The organism is Falcatimonas sp. MSJ-15 (assembly GCF_018918265.1).
GTDB lineage: Bacteria > Bacillota > Clostridia > Lachnospirales > Lachnospiraceae > Falcatimonas.
On the sequence record NZ_JAHLQC010000011.1, the window covers coordinates 106,537 to 126,093 of the forward strand.

Here is a 19,557-nt window from a genome sequence, read left to right on the forward strand (position 1 = left end):
TGATAATTAATACTAGAGTATAATAGTTAACATAATATATGCCGCATAACGGTGAAACATACAAAATATTGTTAAAATATTTGCAAAGATGCAATGGGGTTTGCTGCCTATTGTATCTTTTTTTGTTTCACACATAATAAGCCCCTAGATAGGTTATAAATGCTCAATTATAACTTTCCTAGATAGAACCTGATAGAAAATGCTCATTCTATCAGGTTTTTTTATACAGAAGATAAGTCAAAACCTGATAAATATGAGCTTTTTGGCAAAATAAGATAGATATTGGCGTAAAATAACAATTACAAATATTGTATAATATTACCCGTATATAGGAGCGTGGTACTAGAAGAAACTGTGATTATGTGCAAAAAAAGTGCAGATATTTGAGGACGTATTAAATGAAAAACAATGTAACTTTGATACAAAAAAGACTAAAAAACGCCATAAAATGAGAAAAAGTTATCAGAAAAATATAATAGCAACAGCGCAAATGTAAATGCTTACAACAAAAAGTAGGTATTTTTTATAAAAAAAGTAAACAAAATATTAAAAAATAGTGGACTATTTATAATTTTGTGCTATAATATTAGCATGTTTAATATATTTTAGGAGGAAGAAGAATATGGCAAAATGGGTTTACTTATTTACAGAAGGTAATGCTGATATGCGTAATCTCCTTGGGGGCAAGGGTGCTAACCTTGCAGAGATGACTAATCTTGGCTTACCAATTCCACAGGGTTTTACAGTTACAACAGAGGCATGTACAGAATATTATAACAGTGGTAAGAATATTACTGATGAGATAAAGACTCAGATATTCGATGCTCTAAAGATACTTGAAGAGAAGCAGGGTAAGAAGTTTGGGGACACTAAAGACCCACTGCTTGTATCAGTTCGTTCTGGTGCCAGAGCATCAATGCCTGGTATGATGGATACTATTCTTAATCTTGGTCTTAATGATGAAGCTGTAGAGGGGTTTGCAGCTAAGACAGGTAATCCAAGATTCGCATATGATTCTTATAGAAGATTTATTCAGATGTTCTCAGACGTAGTTATGGAAGTACCAAAGTCATTCTTTGAGAAAATCATTGATGAAGTCAAAGAAGCAAAAGGTGTAAAATATGATACAGAACTTACAACAGATGACTTAAAAGAATTAGTTGTAAGATTCAAAAAAGTATATAAAGATGCAATGAATGGCGAAGAATTCCCACAGGAACCAAAAGTTCAGCTTATGGAAGCTGTTAAAGCAGTATTCCGTTCATGGGACAACCCTCGTGCTATCGTATACAGAAGAATGAATGATATTCCTGGTGACTGGGGAACAGCAGTTAATGTTCAGGCTATGGTATTTGGTAATATGGGAGATACATCTGGAACAGGTGTTGCATTTACACGTAATCCATCAACAGGTGAAAAAGGAATCTATGGTGAATACTTAATCAATGCACAGGGTGAAGATGTTGTTGCAGGTGTAAGAACACCACAGCCTATTACACAGCTTGAGAAAGATTTACCTGAATGTTATAAACAGTTCATGGAACTTGCAATGAAACTTGAGAATCATTACAGAGATATGCAGGATATGGAATTTACAATTCAGGAAGGTAAGTTATATTTCTTACAGACTCGTAATGGTAAGAGAACAGCTCCTGCAGCAATCAAGATTGCATGTGATCTTGTAGATGAAGGCAAGATTACACCAGAAGAAGCAGTTCTTAGAATTGAAGCTAAATCACTTGACCAGTTATTACATCCAACATTTGATCAGGCAGCTCTTAAAGCTGGTAAAGTAATCGGCGAAGCACTTCCTGCATCACCTGGTGCAGCAGCAGGTAAAGTATATTTTACAGCAGAAGAAGCAAAAGAAGCAGGTCAAAGAGGAGAAAGAGTTATTCTTGTACGTCTTGAGACATCACCAGAAGATATTGAAGGTATGCATGCTTCAGAAGGTATCTTAACAGTTCGTGGCGGTATGACATCTCATGCAGCAGTTGTTGCTCGTGGTATGGGTACAGCATGTGTATCAGGATGTGGCGATATTAATATAGATGAAGAAGGTAAAGTATTCACTCTTGGTGGAGAGACAATCAAAGAAGGAGATTATATCTCACTTGATGGTTCAACAGGTAAGATTTACCTTGGCGATATTAAGACAGTAGAAGCATCAGTAAGTGGTGATTTTGGAAGAATCATGGCTTGGGCTGATGAATTTAGAAAACTTGGAGTTAGAACTAATGCAGATACACCAGCAGATACTAAGAATGCAGTAAAACTTGGAGCAGAAGGTATCGGTCTTTGCCGTACAGAGCATATGTTCTTTAACGAAGATAGAATTCCAAAGATTCGTAAGATGATTCTCTCTAAGACAGTAGAAGGAAGAGAAGCAGCACTTGCAGAATTACTTGAATTCCAGAAAGCTGACTTTAAAGCAATGTATGAAGTTCTTGAAGGTAAACCAATGACAGTACGTTATCTTGATCCACCTCTTCATGAATTCGTACCAACAGATGAAGAAGACATAAAAGCACTTGCCAAAGATATGAATTTGAGCGTTGAAGAAGTTAAAGCTACATGTGATGCTTTACATGAATTCAACCCTATGATGGGACATAGAGGATGTCGTCTTGCAGTTACATATCCAGAGATAGCAAGAATGCAGACAAGAGCTGTTATGGAAGCTGCTATTGAAGTTAAGAATGAAAAAGGATTTGATATCGTTCCAGAGATTATGATTCCACTTGTTGGTGAGAAGAAAGAGCTTAAATATGTAAAAGATGTTGTTGTAGAGACAGCAGAAAAAGTAAAAGCAGAAAAAGGTTCAGATATTAAATACCATATCGGTACTATGATCGAGATACCTCGTGCAGCTTTACTTGCAGATGAGATTGCTGAAGAGGCAGAATTCTTCTCATTTGGTACTAACGATTTAACACAGATGACATTTGGATTCTCTCGTGATGATGCAGGTAAATTCCTTGATTCTTATTATAAGAATAAGATTTACGAATCAGATCCATTTGCAAGACTTGACCAAAAAGGTGTTGGACAGCTTGTTAAGATGGCAGCAGAAAAAGGTCGTCAGGTAAGACCTGATATCAAACTTGGTATCTGTGGAGAACATGGCGGAGATCCTTCAAGTGTTGAATTCTGTCACAGAGTTGGACTTAACTATGTATCATGTTCACCATTCAGAGTTCCAATTGCAAGACTCGCAGCAGCACAGGCAGCTTTAAAAGACAGATAGGATATAATAAGGACAAATAGATAATAGTATATAAGTTTGCAAGGGAAAGCATTTATGGCTTTCCCTTGTTTGAGTTTTGAAATAGCACTTTTATTAATAATTACGTTTCATAGAGTGAGTGTTGAATTTGTTTAGGTCTGACATGATTTTAGGAGTATTACAATACATCGTATAGGTCAGGAGGCATGTAGAAAAATAATATATACTGTGGTATAATTGCTGTGTTTAAGAAGAATGAAAGCTAGAATTTTGTGGAGGAAAAATATTATGAAAATTATTAATTTGAATGAACAGCAAGTAGAGAGTATAGAAGACAGGCTTAATACTTATGATGAAAATTATATTACATATAAAATGGAAGGTAGTATTAAGATAGGAATTGAAGAAGATGGAAGAATAGTGGCTGGATTAGATGCGTGTATTACTGCATTTAAGATATTATATGTATCTACAGTATTTGTTGATGAAGAATATAGAAGAAAAGGTTATGGTAAATCACTTATAGAAGAAATGGAAAAGCGAGCAAGTGAAATGGGTGTGAATACAATTCGACTTGATACATTTAGCTGGCAAGGAAAAGAATTTTATGAAGCTTTAAACTATGAAATAGTTGGAAGCTATGAAGATGATATTTGCGGATATGCAGAATATTTCTTCTTGAAGCGAATATAAAATATAGATAAATGCGAGAAAGGATATATATGTTAACACCATTACAGATGCGATTGTTTGAATTGCAAGATAAAAAATACAGAGATTTTCATAGCAAACTTATACCGAATATACCCTATGAGAATATAATTGGTATAAGAACACCAATACTTAGAAAGTTTTCAAAAGAATATGCAAAAGAAAATACAGAAGTTTTTTTACATTCTCTTCCGCATAGATATTACGAAGAGAATAATCTTCATATGATGCTTATTACAGGAATAAAAGATTATGACAGATGTATCACAGAAGTAGAAAACTTCTTACCTTATATAGATAACTGGGCTACATGTGATTTCCCGGCACCGGCTTGTTTTAAGAATAATACAGATAGACTACTTACACATATTGTAAAGTGGATAGATTCCGATGAACCATATACGATAAGATATGGAATAGGTATGTTAATGAGATTATATCTTGATGATAATTTTAAGGATGAGTATCTTAAGATAGTAGCACAAGTAAAGTCTGAAGAATATTATGTTAATATGATGATTGCGTGGTATATGGCAACGGCACTTGCTAAGCAGTGGGATAGTACGATTGTATACATTGAGGAGAAGAGATTACCAGAATGGGTTCACAAAAAGACAATACGCAAAGCTATAGAGAGTTATAGGATAACAGATAAGCAAAAAGAGTATCTAAGGACACTTATATAGAGATAGAAACGCATCTTGTAATTAACTGCTTTAATGTGATACAATCTACTGATGGAGATATATTCTTTTAAGATATTAGTGTTCATTAAGATGCGACTAGGATAGATCATTAAGACAAGCTTGCAATAGGAGCAGTATATAAGATTAAGAAAAATGTATAGATCATCTGTCTGAAAGCAGAAAATAGTGATATGAAAATATACAATAAGGGAGAGAATTACAGATGTCAAAAGAAAAAGGATTTATTTCAGAATTTAAGAAGTTTATAATGCGTGGTAATGTGATGGATATGGCTGTCGGTGTTATTGTCGGTGGTGCATTTACAGCGATTGTTACATCACTTAACCAGGATATTTTAACACCAATACTTGGAATATTTGGTGGAATTGATTTTTCTAACCTTAAAGTTAAACTTGGAACAGGAGAGAGTGCACCAATACTTTGTTATGGTAATTTTATTACAGCAGTGATTAATTTTCTCATAACAGCACTTGTAATATTCTGTATAGTAAAGCTTATTAATAAGATTAATGATAAGTTCTCAAAACATGAAGAAACAGTGTCAACTACTAAGAAGTGTCCATATTGTCTTAGTGAGATTAATATAAAAGCAGTTAAGTGTCCGCATTGTACTTCGGATCTTGAGAAGTAATATTATATTCTGCATATAGTTAATAATACAGAATACATGATATAATACAGAATGGATATATAGTACAGAATAGATATATAGATAAAAATACAGTCATAGTATATGCAAAAGTATATACTATTTAATAATAAGATAATATATAAGACTTTCGTAGTAACTAAGCGAGAGTCTTATTGCGTATTTATACAAAAAAGCATTGACATAAACCTTATTCTAAGGATTATAATATAATTTGTGCTTAATTTGACTAATCGACTGTAAAACTAAGTGTTTTAGCACATAACACTGTCTGATTTTATTATAAGTCAGCACCATCTGATTGTCTTTTACTTAGTTTTACCGATTATATAAAGATTTAACAAAAGGGAGGAGAAAAAGTGGAAAACAAAAGAACATCATTAACAGAAGGAACAATATGGAAAAATATAATAATGTTTGCATTGCCTATATTCCTTGGTAATGTGTTTCAACAACTCTATAATACTATGGATTCACTAATTGTTGGTAAATTCATTGATAGTGATGCACTTGCTGCAGTAAGTTCATCAGGAACACTTATATTTTTACTTGTAGGATTTTTTAATGGAATTGCAATGGGAGCAGGCGTTGTAATATCCAAATATTTTGGTGCGAAAGATTATGATGAGATGCAGGATGCAATTCATACAGATATTGCATTTGGAATTGTTGCAGGTATGATTCTTACAGTTGTAGGCGTTATATTTACACCACAGATACTTGTATGGATGAATACACCAAAGTCAGTTTTGCCTAACTCAATAGTCTATTTTAGAACATATTTTTATGGAGCAATATTTGTAGTATTATATAATATATTCGTAGGAATACTTCAAGCTGTAGGTGACAGTAGGCATCCATTGTATTACCTTATATTTTCATCATTTGTTAATGTAGCACTTGATATTCTTTTTGTTGCAAAGTTAAAGCTTGGTGTTGGTTCAGCAGCACTTGCAACAGTAATATCACAGGCTCTTAGTGCAATTCTTTGTTTTATAAGGCTTATAAGATATGATACTGTATACAAGGTTCATCCATCTAAGATTAGATTTCATAAGATTATGCTTGGCAAAATAATATCTCTTGGTCTTCCATCAGGTGTACAGAATTCTATTATTGCATTTGCTAATGTAATTGTACAGACTAATATTAATGCGTTTGAGAAGAATGCAGTTGCTGGATGTGGAGCATATTCTAAGATTGAAGGATTTGCTTTTCTTCCAATTACATGCTTTTCAATGGCTCTTACAACATTTGTCGGACAGAATATTGGAGCGAAGAAATATGACAGAGTTAAAAAAGGAGCTCGCTTTGGAATAATATGTTCAATCATTCTTGCAGAAGTAGTTGGAGTTATTATATTTACACTTGCACCACATCTTATTGCGTTGTTTAATAGTGAGCCTGAAGTAATTGCATTTGGAACAAGACAAGCTAAGACTGAAGCACTTTTTTATTTCCTTCTTGCATTTTCACATTGTATAGCGGGAATTATGAGAGGAGCAGGTAAAGCGACAGTGCCTATGTTTACAATGCTTTTAACATGGTGTGGCATAAGAATTACATATATATCAATTATGGTTAAGATAATACCGGAGATAGGTGTAATATTCTGGGCATATCCACTTACATGGTCACTAAGTTCGATTATATTCCTGATATATTTTCTTAAAGCAGATTGGATACATAATTTTGAACGACAAGAGCAGAAGTCGCTTGCAAGGAATTAATTTTAGAGATGTTATCATATTTATAGATGAAGTATATGCAAAAAGCCATGCAATTTACATAATAGAAGATAAAGGTAACATTTTTAAGAAAAAATTATATTTGCTATGCAAAGAGAGAATCGGTAAAACGGTTCTTTTTTTGTGCTTTTTATTAAAAGACAATAAAAATTAAAAAAGCAATAAGACTGCAAAACAAAATAACACTATAAAACTACTTGACATGTACGTGAATATATGTTAAATATTATTCATACAAATTAGCTAGGAAATGTATGAATAATAGGAAACGTATGAAAAGTATAAATATCATACATTGAAATTATACATTGGAATGAATATATAGCTGGAATAAGGTAAATATAATTATGTCAATAGTTAAAGTATATATAGCATAATAATTGAAAGGCGGTATGAAGCATGGCTAATATAAAGAGAGGATTTACAGAATTAATAGGTAATACACCACTTGTAGAAGTTAGTAATATTGAGAATAAGTTAAATCTTAAGGCAAGATTACTTGTAAAGGTTGAATATTTTAATCCGGCAGGAAGTGTAAAAGACAGAATAGCACTTGCAATGATACAAGATGCCGAAGAGAAAGGAATTCTTAAACCCGGTGCAACGATTATTGAACCAACAAGTGGCAATACAGGAATAGGTATCTCAGCAGTTGCTGCAGCAAGAGGATATAGAGCGATACTTACAATGCCTGAGACTATGAGTATAGAGAGAAGAAAGCTTGTTAAGGCTTATGGTGCAGAAGTTGTACTTACTGATGGAAGTAAGGGTATGAAAGGCGCAATAGATAAAGCGGAAGAACTTAACAGAGAGATAGAAGGTTCTATAATATTAAGTCAGTTCACTAATCAAGCTAATCCTAGTGTGCATGAGAGAACAACAGGTCCGGAGATATATGAAGCAACTGATGGTAAAGTGGATTATTTTGTAGCTGGTGTTGGTACAGGTGGAACTGTGACAGGAACAGGAAGATATCTTAAGTCGAAGATTGATGGAGTTAAGATTATAGCGGTTGAACCTAAGAATTCACCGGTATTATCAGAAGGTAGAAGTGGTTCACATAAGATACAGGGTATAGGTGCAGGATTTATTCCGGATACACTTGATACAAAAGTATATGATGAAGTGTTTACTGTAGAGAATGAAGCTGCATTTGAGACAGCAAGAGAGATTGCGAGAACAGAAGGAATTCTTGTAGGAATATCTTCAGGAGCAGCATTATATGCAGCAATTGAAATAGCAAAGAGACCAGAGAATGAAGGAAAGACAGTGGTTGCACTTCTTCCGGATACAGGAGAGAGATATCTTTCAACAGCTCTTTTTGAAGAGTAAGACATAGGCATATCGAGTGTATACGTTTTTTATAAATTTTGCATTGCATTAAAGCTTAAAGGCTTTTGCCACCGACATCTTAATTTGTAGCACCATTCACTTTGTGACTATGTGAATTGAGAGACATATACATTCTTTGCATCATATATAGGAAAATATATAATATTAACCACATTTTGCACAGGTACAGATGATTAAACGTAGACAACATTAGTTAGAGTATTAAATATAGAAATATTATATACTCTCTATATAGTAAAATGATTAACTAATTGTTACATGGATTTTAATATATAAGAAGGATATATTCTCTGCAAAACACCCAAATATTATGCCAATACGTTCAAAATAAGCTGAAGCATAGGAAACCAATACAGAAAAAATAGTACAAACACAGAAATATTGATGTTATATTAGATATAGAAGGTTTTGATAAAAAAGAGAAGATAAAATAGTTAGTTTCTATAAAAAAACAGAGAAAAGCGGGGAACTTTTCTCTGTTTTTAGTTTTTCAAAATTGAATATACATGTTACAATGTCAAGCGGTCAATATTTACATCTTTGACGAGACAGATTATCTAACAGGTTTTACTGTGCTTTGGCTTATAATAAGCAAGATTCATCTTATTAAGTGGTGCTTTTAAAGCATTAACAGCCATGATGAACAGGAATGTCTCGATAGGATACATAATAAGTTCTTTGATGATTCTTGTAGTTAGAAGATACTCCCAAGGAGTGTGATACATAATTCTTAACCATACGGAATTCATTACAACATTGACAATAACAACAACAGTTAATTTCGCTATAGCACATCTTAGAGTACTTACGGGTTTCTTATATAGAAAAATACCATAGATAAAACCGCCCACGATGGCACTTAATGTAAAGCCAGGGAAGAAAGCTCCTGTAGGCTTTATAAAGTATTTGATAATATCAGTTGCACCGCCAAAGACAGCACCGGTAACAGGTCCGAACATCAGACCTATCATTGAGTTACAAAGGAATGAAAATCCCACTTTAATAGTTGGTGTCACTTGTACAGATAGTGTGCCAAGTAATACGGAGAGTGCTATAAATAGTGCACATATTGAGATGTTTCTGATGCTTTTTAGTTCATTAAGAGAACTTTTTAATGTGTTAGTAAAATTTTTCATAAAAAAACCTCCTTCTTGCAGTCGTTGCTACAATTAGGAGATTAAGCTAAATGTAGCAGCGGGATGCGAAAATTATACCGCGGATGAACTCCTTCGTTCAAATGGCAACTCCCCGTCCAGATGACACTTAACGCATAATTTTCTACTCTGCTTTAATAATTTATTAAGTTAATATGTTTACAAGAAAGGATTATAGCATATTAAAAATAAATTACAATAGTTTTTTTAAAAAACTAAAAAATGCAATTTGGAAACTAATATTCAGACAAAAGTTTAGTACTAACGTACCATAAAATAGTTTAAATGGTACTGAAACACTAATTTTGGTTTCCAAAAAGGGGAATAAAGAACTATTAACAAATTATTAACTAAATGGTAAACTTTTATTAAGCGATAAGTACCATATCGCGAAGAAGTTATAAAATTTATTTAAAGGAGATGTACTATGAAATCAAGTACTAAGAAAGCATTGGCTTTCGTACTGGCAGCTTTACTAGTTATAATTAGCATACCAGTAGCGAAATCGTACGTTGCAAACGCAGCTGCCTCATCATCTGTAGTTATTACAGAGAGTAGTGGATGGTTAGAGTCTGCATACGTTAAGTGGAACAGCGTTAACAACGCAAAGGGTTACAACGTTTATTATAAGAACGCAAGTGCCCAGGATTCAGAGTATAAGCAGTTAGATGACTCGCTTATCAGACAGTATAAGACATATTTCAGAGCAGATATTCCAGGTTTAAAAGCTGGAGAATATGTAATGAAAGTTGTTCCAATTGTAAGTGGAAGTGAATCTGCTAAATTAGCAGCAACAACTGGCAAACTTACAGTTACAGCTCATACAAGAGAAGGTTTTGCATTCTCATCAAGTTCACCTGCAAAAACTGGTTCAGGTGCATATAATGATGACGGAACAGTTCCTTCAAATGCTCAGATTGTGTATATAACAGATGAAACAAAAGATAGCGTTACATTAGATGTTATTACTAACAGCAAAGGTAGTAAAACAACATGTAAAGGTCTTACAGATATCCTTGCTAAAAGACAGAAAGGATATGATACAACTCCTCTTATTATCCGTTTGGTAGGTCAGATTAATGATCCAAGTGGTCTTAATTCAAACGGATATCTTCAGATTAAAGGTTGTAAGAATATGACAATTGAAGGTATTGGTGAAGATGCTTCAGCTTATGGCTGGGGAATTCTTATCAGAGATTCACAGAACGTTGAAGTTAGAAACATTGCAGTAATGTTATTTGACGATGACGGTATTTCTCTTGATACTAATAATGCTAATATCTGGATTCATAACAATGAAATCTTCTATGGTAATGCCGGAAGCGATAAAGATCAGGCAAAAGGTGATGGTTCATGTGATGTTAAACAGAATTCTACATATGTAACTGTTTCATATAATCATTTCTGGGATTCAGGAAAATGTTCACTTTGTGGTATGAGTGATACAGAAGAATTCTTTGTAACATATCATCATAACTGGTTTGACCATTCAGATTCACGTCATCCAAGAATCAGAGTTGGTTCAATCCACGTATATAACAACTACTATGATGGAAATTCAAAATATGGTGTTGGTGTAACAAAAGGTTCATCAGCATTCGTAGAAGCTAACTACTTCAGAAATTGTAAAAATCCTATGATGAGTTCATTACAGGGAACAGATGCTTTAGGAGAAGGTACATTCTCAAATGAAGCTGGTGGTATGATTAAAGCATACAACAATACAATTATTGGAGCAAGCAGCCTCATCTATGCAAACGCTAAGAGTGATACATCAGATGCTAATGCAAAGAGCTTCGATGCATATCTTGCAAGCAGCGCATCAGAACAGGTTCCATCTTCATATAAAACTGTAAGTGGTGGTACAACTTACAATAACTTTGATACAGCATCAACAATGTATAAATATACAGCTGATTCACCAGAACAGGCTAAAGAAAACGTAACAAAATACGCTGGTCGTGTTAACGGTGGTGATTTCAAATTCACATTTACAAGCGCTGATGATACATCATATGCAGTAAATACAGAATTAATGGCTAAGATCAAGAGTTATACAATTGACTTAGTAAAAGTTGGAGGAAGCTCAATTGTTGCCGGTGGTACAACAACAACAGAACCTGCTGCAACAGAAGCTACAACAGCAACAGAAGCTACAGAAGCTACAGAAACAACAACAAAGGCAGAAGAAGCTACAACAGCAGCTTCAACACAGGCTACAACAGAAGCTCCAACACAGGCTCCAACAGAAGCTTCTACAGAAGCAACAACAAGTGAAACAGCAACATCAAGCAAAGTATATAATCCAACAAAGAGCAAAAAAGCTAATGGATTTACAATAACAGGCTCACTTGTATCAAAAGGTAACACTAAATACAATGGATTAACACTTAAGAAATCCCTTAAGATGGATTCAAAATCAAGTATTCAGTTTACAACAACAAAAGATAACGCAACAGTAAAAATTGTTGTTAAAGCTAAAAAAGCAGGTGCTTCACTTAGTATTAATGACAGTTCAGAAGGCTTAGAAGACATTGGAACAAGCGTTGAAGTAAGAAAAATAAAATTGGCAAAAGCTGGCACATATACTCTTACAAAACAGGATCTTGAATCTTATGTTTACTATGTAGAAGTTGTTGAATAGACAATAAATATATTATAATTCCATAATTCTCAAGTAATTACTCCTTTATATACTTGACAGAACCGTCAGATTAATGACATTTTATGACTGCAGTCATAGAAATCGTTATCTGGCGGTTTTTGTATTATCATGAAGATAAAATGACGATTAAGATTATAATTTTTTAAATGAAGAATATTAAAAATAACATTACTTAGTATTGTAATTGAATGAAAAAAAGAATATACTTATTTTTGTATGTTGTCTGAAAAATAATTAACAATATACACATTTAAATTGTCAGGAGGAATTATTGTGGCAGAGAATATATATAAAGAAAGAATAGAAAAATACATTGATGAGCATAGAGAAGATATGCTTGAAGATATTAAAAGACTCGTAAGAATTAATAGTGAAAAAGGTGAAGAAAAGTCAGGAATGCCTTTTGGTGAAGGACCATATAAAGCACTCTGTGAAGCAGAAGATATAATGAGAGGATATGGCTTTAAAGTTACTAATTATGACAATTATGTAACAACAGCAGATATATCTGACAAAGAGAGATGTCTTGATATTTTAGCACATCTTGATGTTGTGCCTGCCGGTGAAGGATGGCAGATAACAACACCTTATGAACCGGTTGTAAAGAATGGCAGAATATATGGAAGAGGAACAGCAGACGACAAAGGACCATTTATAGCAGCTTTATATGCTATGCGTGCAATAAAAGAACTTAACATTCCTATTAGCAAGAATGTAAGACTTATAGGTGGAACTGATGAAGAATGTGGAAGCAGCGATATAGCATATTATTATAAGAAGGAACAGGAAGCTCCAATGACATTTTCACCAGATGGAGAATTTCCAGTTGTTAATATTGAAAAGGGATCATTAAGAGGACATTTTTATGCTGATTATACAGTAGATACAGATAAGAAGATAGTAGATTTTACTGCAGGTACAAAAGTGAATGTAGTTCCGGGTAAAGCATATGCAACAGTAAGTGGTATAAGTATACAAGAGATTGAACAGGCTGCAAAAGCAGCAGCAAAAGTTACTTTTGTGGATTATATATGTGAAGAAAAAGATAATGGTGTATATATTACAGCAGTCGGAAAAGGTGCACACGCATCAACACCAAAAGAGGGTAATAATGCAATAACAGCATTACTTTTCCTACTTACAACACTTCCTTTTGAAGATAATGAGCAGATAAGACTTGTGAAGAGATTATATGCTATGATGCCACATAATGACAGTAATGGTATTGCACTTAATGTAGCAATGAGCGATGAACTTTCAGGAGAATTAACTTTGGCATTTAGTCTTCTTACAATAAGAGAAGGAAGAATAGATGGAACATTCGATTCAAGATGTCCAATATGTGCTAATGAAGATAATGTGTTAAAAGTTATAAAAGACAGAATGGCAAAGGAAGGTTTCGTATTTGATACAGATACAATGAGAGCACCACATCATGTAAGTGGTGATAGTGCATTTGTAAAGACACTTCTTGATAAATATGAAGAAGTAACAGGTTTAAAAGGCGAATGTGTATCTATGGGTGGAGGAACTTATGTTCATAACCTCAAAAATGGTGTAGCATTTGGTGCATCAATGCCTGGAACTGATAATAAGATGCATGGACCTGATGAATTTGCTGTTATAGAAGAACTTACAGATAGTGCTAAGATATTTGCACTTGCGATAGCAGAATTATGTAGGTAATAAGACATGTTTGGGTATGTATATGCTAATAAGATGGAATTAAAGCTTCGTGAATTTGAGAAGTATAGAGCATATTATTGTGGACTTTGCAAAGTGCTAAAAGACAGATATGGTATTGCAGGACAGATGACTTTAAGTTATGACATGACTTTTCTTGTTATCTTACTTACAGGATTATATGAGCCGGAATCAGAGGATGGAAGATGCAAATGCATACCACATCCGGTTAAAAGTCACAGATATATAGTGAATGAATATACAGAATATGCATCAGATATGAATATACTTCTTACATATTATAAAGAACTTGATGATTGGAATGATGAGAAAAAGATAAGTGCTTTTCTTGCATCATCAGCTTTTAAAAGAAAAGCACAAAAAGTATCTTTAAAATATGAAGATAAAGCACTTAAGATTGAGAAGTATTTAAGAGAGCTTAGAGAACATGAAGAATCAAATGATACCAATATTGATACTATGGCTGGAATATTTGGAAAAATAATGTCAGTTATGTTTGCAAAAGAAGATGACGAATGGCGTGACACATTAAGCAATATGGGATTTTATATTGGCAAATATATATATATATTAGATGCATACGAAGACATTGACAAAGATATTAAGAATAATAGTTATAATCCATTTATTAAGTTATATGGACAAGATGGATTTGATGATTATGTTAAGAAGATATTAACGATGATGATGGCTGAATGTACAAGATATTTTGAAAGATTGCCAATACTTCGTGATGTTGGTATATTAAGAAATATATTGTATTCAGGTGTCTGGTGCAGATATGACGCAATACTACATAAAAGAAAGGAAAAGGTAGAATAATGCAAGACCCTTATAAAGTACTTGGTGTGTCGAGGGATGCATCGGATGATGAGATAAAAAAAGCATATCGCAATCTTAGCCGTAAATATCATCCGGATGCTAATATTAACAACCCTAATGCAAAACTTGCAGAAGAACGTTTCAAAGAAGTGCAGCAGGCGTATGACCAGATTATGAAGGAACGAGAGAATGGATATAGTGGAGCGTATGAAGAATTTGGAGGATTTTCAGGATTTGGAACAGGAAGCAGGGCATCACAGAGTGAGTCAGATATAAGACTAACAGCAGCAGCTAATTATATTAACAGTGGACATTTTACAGAAGCACTTAATGTTCTTAATGATATATCTGACAGAAATGCTATGTGGTATTATTACAGTGCAATAGCTAATTCACAGAATGGTAATAACGTTACTGCTACCGAGCATGCTAAGAGAGCTTGTGATATGGAGCCTGGCAATGGAAGATATATGGCATTATATCAGCAGCTTCAGATGGGTGGATTTAGATATAATACTATGCGTAATCCGTATGGTAGTTCGTATGAAAGTGATGGAGATTACTGCTTGAGATTATGCCTTGCTAATATTTTATGCAATGCTTTTTGTGGTGGTGGATTTTGTATCTAATAAAAAATATAAAAATAGAAGAGGTATGACAAATGATTAACTATTTATTTGAATCATTACCTATGAAATATTCAGCATTCATAGGTGTAATGGTTGCATTTTTACTAACATGTTTTTTACTAAAAAAATTTGGAGATAAGCTGCCAAAAGATGTAGGAAGAGATTTCGCACTTAATGGTAAATTATCAGCAGGCAAGCCAAGGGGAGCAGGATTTATATTCATAATGGTATTTGCTTTCGCAGCAGTGATGTTTGGAAAAGTAAGTCTGGAGATTGTAATATATATTGTACTTACAATATTTGCCATGATGACAGGATTCTTAGATGATTGTGCAAAGACTCCATGGGGACGTGTAAAAAAAGGAATATTAGACCTTATAATAGCAATATTAGTTGCAGTTACATTCCTTCATTATAATTCATCAAGTGTACTTATAGCAGTTACAGGAACAGTAATTAAACTTAATCCTATAGTATTTGCTATTCTTACAATAATACTTGTATGGGCATCAATTAATGTAACTAACTGTGCAGATGGTGTCGATGGACTATCAGGCACACTTACAATAATCACACTTACATCAATATATCTATATGACAGTATCAAAGAAGTGTCACCAGAGATGGGACTTATTATACTTATATTCATAGTATGTATACTTGGATATCTATGGTATAATGCAACACCAAGCAAGATGCTTATGGGAGATGCAGGATCAAGAGCTATGGGATTATTCATAAGTGTAGCAATACTTAAGACTGGTTCACCATTTTTATACATTCCTTTTGCTATAGTTCTTATACTTGATGGTGGTCTTGGCTTAGTGAAGATAACCTTATTAAAATGTAAGATAAAAGCACTTACAAAAGTAAGGACTCCTCTTCATGATCATGTAAGAAAGAATTGGGATTGGTCAAATACTCAGGCTGTATTCAGATTTGCAATAATACAGATAATAGTATCATTAGCAACAATATATCTTACACTGTAATAATATGTATAATAATACCGTTTTTCAAAGCCTTTATAGCAGGTGGACGAGAAACGGTATTTTTTATGTATAATCTTTAAGGAATCTTCAGAAATTGTAAGAATATATTAAAAATTATATGAAGAAAATATGATAATATAATATTAATGCAGGAATTTAAAAGTTTGCAAAATACTAAATAGGGATTGTGAATAGTATATTTAACTTTTTATAAAGAATGTTACCTGTATATAATAAAAATGAGAGGATGAGAATTATGAAAAAAAGAGCGTTATGTATTACAATGGCAATGGCACTAGCTGTTACAACATTTACAGCATGTGGAGAAAAAAAGAATAATGGTGCACCAACTGGTAAAAAAGATAAGAAAGAGAAAGTATTTGATTTTTCTGATGATGAAGTATTTGTACTTACTCAGTCAAAATTCACAGAAAAAGATAACACTAGCAAAACAACTATACTTGATAACTGTGCAAATGAAGTATTTGCAATGAGTGAGGCTTCATTTAACTATTCAGGTAATGGTGTTATTCGTTCGGACTGCCCGGTTGCAATAGGAATAGAAGATGAAGAGAAGAGAGAGACAACTGATGATGGTTATGTATTTAAGACATATAATTATGGTCTATATGATCTTAACAGTGCAAAGTGGATTATAGAGCCTACATACGCTAATATAGATACTCTTGTTGGCGGATATGAATATGTTACAGACAAAGACTTTGATGCAACTACATTACTGTTTGCCGGATATAGTGAGAACCACGATAAAGTAGATATAATAGATTACAAAGGTAATATTATACTTGATGATTTTGAAACAGGTTCTTATGGTGGAGTATCTTATGAAGATGGTAATATTATAGTTAGTGATTATGAGAGCATGAAAGAAAAAGTATATGATATGAAAGGCGAACTCCTTGAAGAACGTGACAGTGATACGTCTGGTGATTATGAACCATACGATATTAATGGTTATACAATATCATATAATGAAGATGGAACTAAGCAGATATTAACAGATCCATCAGGTAATAAAGTCGCAGATTATGATAGTATAAGCGAAGCACTTGGAGGAATTAGTGCAGATTATATGTTCATTGAAGATGTAAATAGCACAACTGGAATGTATTCAGGAACTTTTGGAGATTATGGATTTGTATGTAATGCACAGGGAAGATGTGTGTACCAAAAAGATATGACAGTAGAAGAAAATTATTCATCACCTGCACTTACAGATAGTGGATATATGTTATATGATTCAGATAATGATAAGTCAATATATTATGATGTTGAAGGTAATGAGACTTCGGGTGAAGGAGCGAAGAAGTTTGAATATTATTTTTCAGATGATACAATAACAGCAGAACTTTCAGAAGATAAGAATACTGTAACTATTATGAAAGATGGTAAAGAAGCTAATAAGCTTGATGTAAGCGATATTGAAGCTACAACAGTATATGCTATAGATGATGCAGAAACAATGTATTCTGTTTCTGATTCAACAGGTGATAATACCAAAGTATTCATTGGTGATAAAGCTGTTGGAACATTTAAAGGCTATGCATCAGTTGATGGCGACAATCTTGTAATAAGTGAATATAAGTATAATGATTCAACAGGTGAAGTAGTATCAGGCAAAGTTACAGTTATGGATATGGAAGGTAATACTGTCTATGAATCAACAGGAAGTGAGATTGTAGAACAGGTTATTGATAATTATATGATTATCAAGAGAAATAATTATATCGGTATCTGTAATATGAAAGGTGAGTATCTATATAAAACAGTAGTGTTAGAATAATTAGAAAAAATAGATTAAAAGTCTGCATTCACGTGTATTGCTAAAGAAAATAAATTATGTTAGAATAAACAAAAAACGTGTGAATGGAGACGGGTCATGAATATTTTAATTAAAAATGGCAGGGTTTTAGATCCAGCCACAGACAAAGATGGAATATATGACATCCTTGTTACAGATAATATTATTACAAAAGTAGAATCAAATATTGATGAAGATGCGATAAAAAGCGAACAGGAATGCAAAGTGATAGATGCTTCTAATCAATTTGTAATGCCTGGTTTAATTGACCTTCATGTACATTTCAGAGAACCTGGCTTTGAGTATAAAGAAACTATAAAGACAGGTTCTCTTTCTGCGGCAAGGGGAGGATTCACATCAGTATGTCCTATGCCTAATACAAAACCTGTAATAGATTCCGTAGAGATGCTCGAAAAAGAATTAGACATAATAAAAAGAGATGCCGTTGTTAATGTCTATCCGGTTGCAGCGATTACTAAAGGAATGAAAGGTGAAGAACTTACAGATATAAGAGAACTTGTAAAACATGGAGCTATAGCGATAAGCGAAGATGGAAAAAGCGTTATGAATTCATCACTTTTAAGAGAAGCAATGAAGATTGCAAAGGAAACAGGAATTCCTGTATTATCACATTGTGAAGACATTAACCTTGTTGAAGGTGGAGTTATGAACAAGGGCGAGAGATCTGAAGAGCTTGGATTAAAAGGCATCAGTAATGCAGTTGAAGATATAATAGTAGCAAGAGATATAATGCTTGCAAAAGAAACCGGATGTAGACTTCATCTGTGCCATTGTTCAACTTATGACAGTGTTCGCCTTATTGAAGAAGCGAAAAAAGAAGGACTTCCTGTGACAGGAGAAGTATGTCCACATCATTTTTCATTAACAGAAGAAGATATAGTTGCAGATGATGCTAATTATAAGATGAATCCTCCGATAAGAACTAAGAAGGATGTTGATGAATTAATAGCAGGTATTCATAATAATATAATGGACATTATAAGCACTGACCATGCACCACATTCAGAAGAAGAGAAGACAGGCTCAATGACTAAAGCACCATTTGGAATAGTAGGACTTGAGACATCAGTTTCACTTGTTGTAACCGAACTGCTTGACAAAGGAGTGATAACACCACTTAAGATGGCAGAGATAATGAGCTATAATCCTGCAAAAGTAATAGGAATAGACAGAGGAACACTACAGGTTGGCAAAGTTGCTGATATAACAATAATAGATCCGAATAAAGAATATGTAATAGATAAGAATGAATTCGTTTCTAAAGGAAAGAATACACCTTTTGATGGTAAAAAAGTAAAAGGTAAAGTTATGACAACAATCGTAAATGGTAAAATAGTATACAGTGAGTGTTAAT

14 protein-coding genes and 1 riboswitch are annotated in these 19,557 nt (G+C 33.4%); of the genes, 13 read left to right on the forward strand and 1 reads right to left on the reverse strand.

The window, feature by feature from the left end; genetic code table 11:
• The first annotated feature begins 622 nt into the window (after positions 1-622).
• From ppdK to cysK, 6 genes are all read left to right on the forward strand, one after another.
• The gene (ppdK, locus tag KQI85_RS10040; RefSeq protein ID WP_216575952.1) at positions 623-3,247 is read left to right on the forward strand and encodes a pyruvate, phosphate dikinase; all 2,625 of its coding nucleotides are present in this window, start codon (positions 623-625) and stop codon (positions 3,245-3,247) included.
• Positions 3,248-3,514: 267 nt separating this feature from the next.
• Positions 3,515-3,919 (forward strand): GNAT family N-acetyltransferase, encoded by a 405-nt coding sequence (locus tag KQI85_RS10045; RefSeq protein ID WP_216575953.1) that lies wholly within the window; start codon positions 3,515-3,517, stop codon positions 3,917-3,919.
• Positions 3,920-3,948: 29 nt separating this feature from the next.
• Positions 3,949-4,623, forward strand: coding sequence for a DNA alkylation repair protein (locus KQI85_RS10050; protein ID WP_253293828.1), 675 nt, complete (start codon positions 3,949-3,951; stop codon positions 4,621-4,623).
• 223 nt (positions 4,624-4,846) lie between these two features.
• Positions 4,847-5,275 carry a large conductance mechanosensitive channel protein MscL gene (gene mscL / locus KQI85_RS10055; RefSeq protein WP_216575955.1) on the forward strand — a complete coding sequence of 143 codons (429 nt, stop codon included), beginning with the start codon at positions 4,847-4,849 and terminating at the stop codon, positions 5,273-5,275.
• 431 nt (positions 5,276-5,706) lie between these two features.
• Positions 5,707-7,023: an MATE family efflux transporter gene (locus KQI85_RS10060; protein WP_216575987.1), complete on the forward strand. Its 1,317-nt coding sequence runs from the start codon at positions 5,707-5,709 to the stop codon at positions 7,021-7,023.
• 417 nt (positions 7,024-7,440) lie between these two features.
• Positions 7,441-8,373 (forward strand): cysteine synthase A, encoded by a 933-nt coding sequence (cysK, locus tag KQI85_RS10065; RefSeq protein WP_216575956.1) that lies wholly within the window; start codon positions 7,441-7,443, stop codon positions 8,371-8,373.
• A gap of 578 nt (positions 8,374-8,951) precedes the next feature.
• Here the strand turns inward: cysK and KQI85_RS10070 are convergent.
• Positions 8,952-9,530: a folate family ECF transporter S component gene (locus KQI85_RS10070; protein WP_216575957.1), complete on the reverse strand. Its 579-nt coding sequence runs from the start codon at positions 9,528-9,530 to the stop codon at positions 8,952-8,954.
• A gap of 54 nt (positions 9,531-9,584) precedes the next feature.
• Positions 9,585-9,682, reverse strand: a riboswitch (THF riboswitch).
• Between the two features lie 293 nt (positions 9,683-9,975).
• Between KQI85_RS10070 and KQI85_RS10075 the strand changes: the two genes are divergently transcribed.
• The 7 genes from KQI85_RS10075 (at position 9,976) to KQI85_RS10105 (ending at position 19,556) form a co-directional block, all read left to right on the forward strand.
• Positions 9,976-12,192 carry a right-handed parallel beta-helix repeat-containing protein gene (locus tag KQI85_RS10075; protein WP_216575958.1) on the forward strand — a complete coding sequence of 739 codons (2,217 nt, stop codon included), beginning with the start codon at positions 9,976-9,978 and terminating at the stop codon, positions 12,190-12,192.
• Between the two features lie 294 nt (positions 12,193-12,486).
• On the forward strand, positions 12,487-13,899 hold the full coding sequence (locus KQI85_RS10080) for a Sapep family Mn(2+)-dependent dipeptidase (RefSeq protein WP_371820595.1): 1,413 nt from the start codon (positions 12,487-12,489) through the stop codon (positions 13,897-13,899).
• 6 nt (positions 13,900-13,905) lie between these two features.
• Positions 13,906-14,739, forward strand: a complete 834-nt coding sequence (locus KQI85_RS10085; RefSeq protein WP_216575959.1) for a DUF5685 family protein — start codon at positions 13,906-13,908, stop codon at positions 14,737-14,739.
• Positions 14,739-15,368: a DnaJ domain-containing protein gene (locus KQI85_RS10090; protein WP_216575960.1), complete on the forward strand. Its 630-nt coding sequence runs from the start codon at positions 14,739-14,741 to the stop codon at positions 15,366-15,368. The genes KQI85_RS10085 and KQI85_RS10090 overlap by 1 nt, the downstream gene beginning before the upstream one ends.
• Before the next feature lie 32 nt (positions 15,369-15,400).
• Positions 15,401-16,360: a phospho-N-acetylmuramoyl-pentapeptide-transferase gene (locus KQI85_RS10095; RefSeq protein ID WP_216575961.1), complete on the forward strand. Its 960-nt coding sequence runs from the start codon at positions 15,401-15,403 to the stop codon at positions 16,358-16,360.
• Positions 16,361-16,616: 256 nt separating this feature from the next.
• Positions 16,617-18,164: a hypothetical protein gene (locus tag KQI85_RS10100; protein ID WP_216575962.1), complete on the forward strand. Its 1,548-nt coding sequence runs from the start codon at positions 16,617-16,619 to the stop codon at positions 18,162-18,164.
• Between the two features lie 96 nt (positions 18,165-18,260).
• Entirely contained in the window at positions 18,261-19,556 is a 1,296-nt protein-coding gene (locus KQI85_RS10105) for a dihydroorotase (RefSeq protein WP_216575963.1), read from the forward strand.
• The last annotated feature ends 1 nt before the right edge of the window (position 19,557 follow it).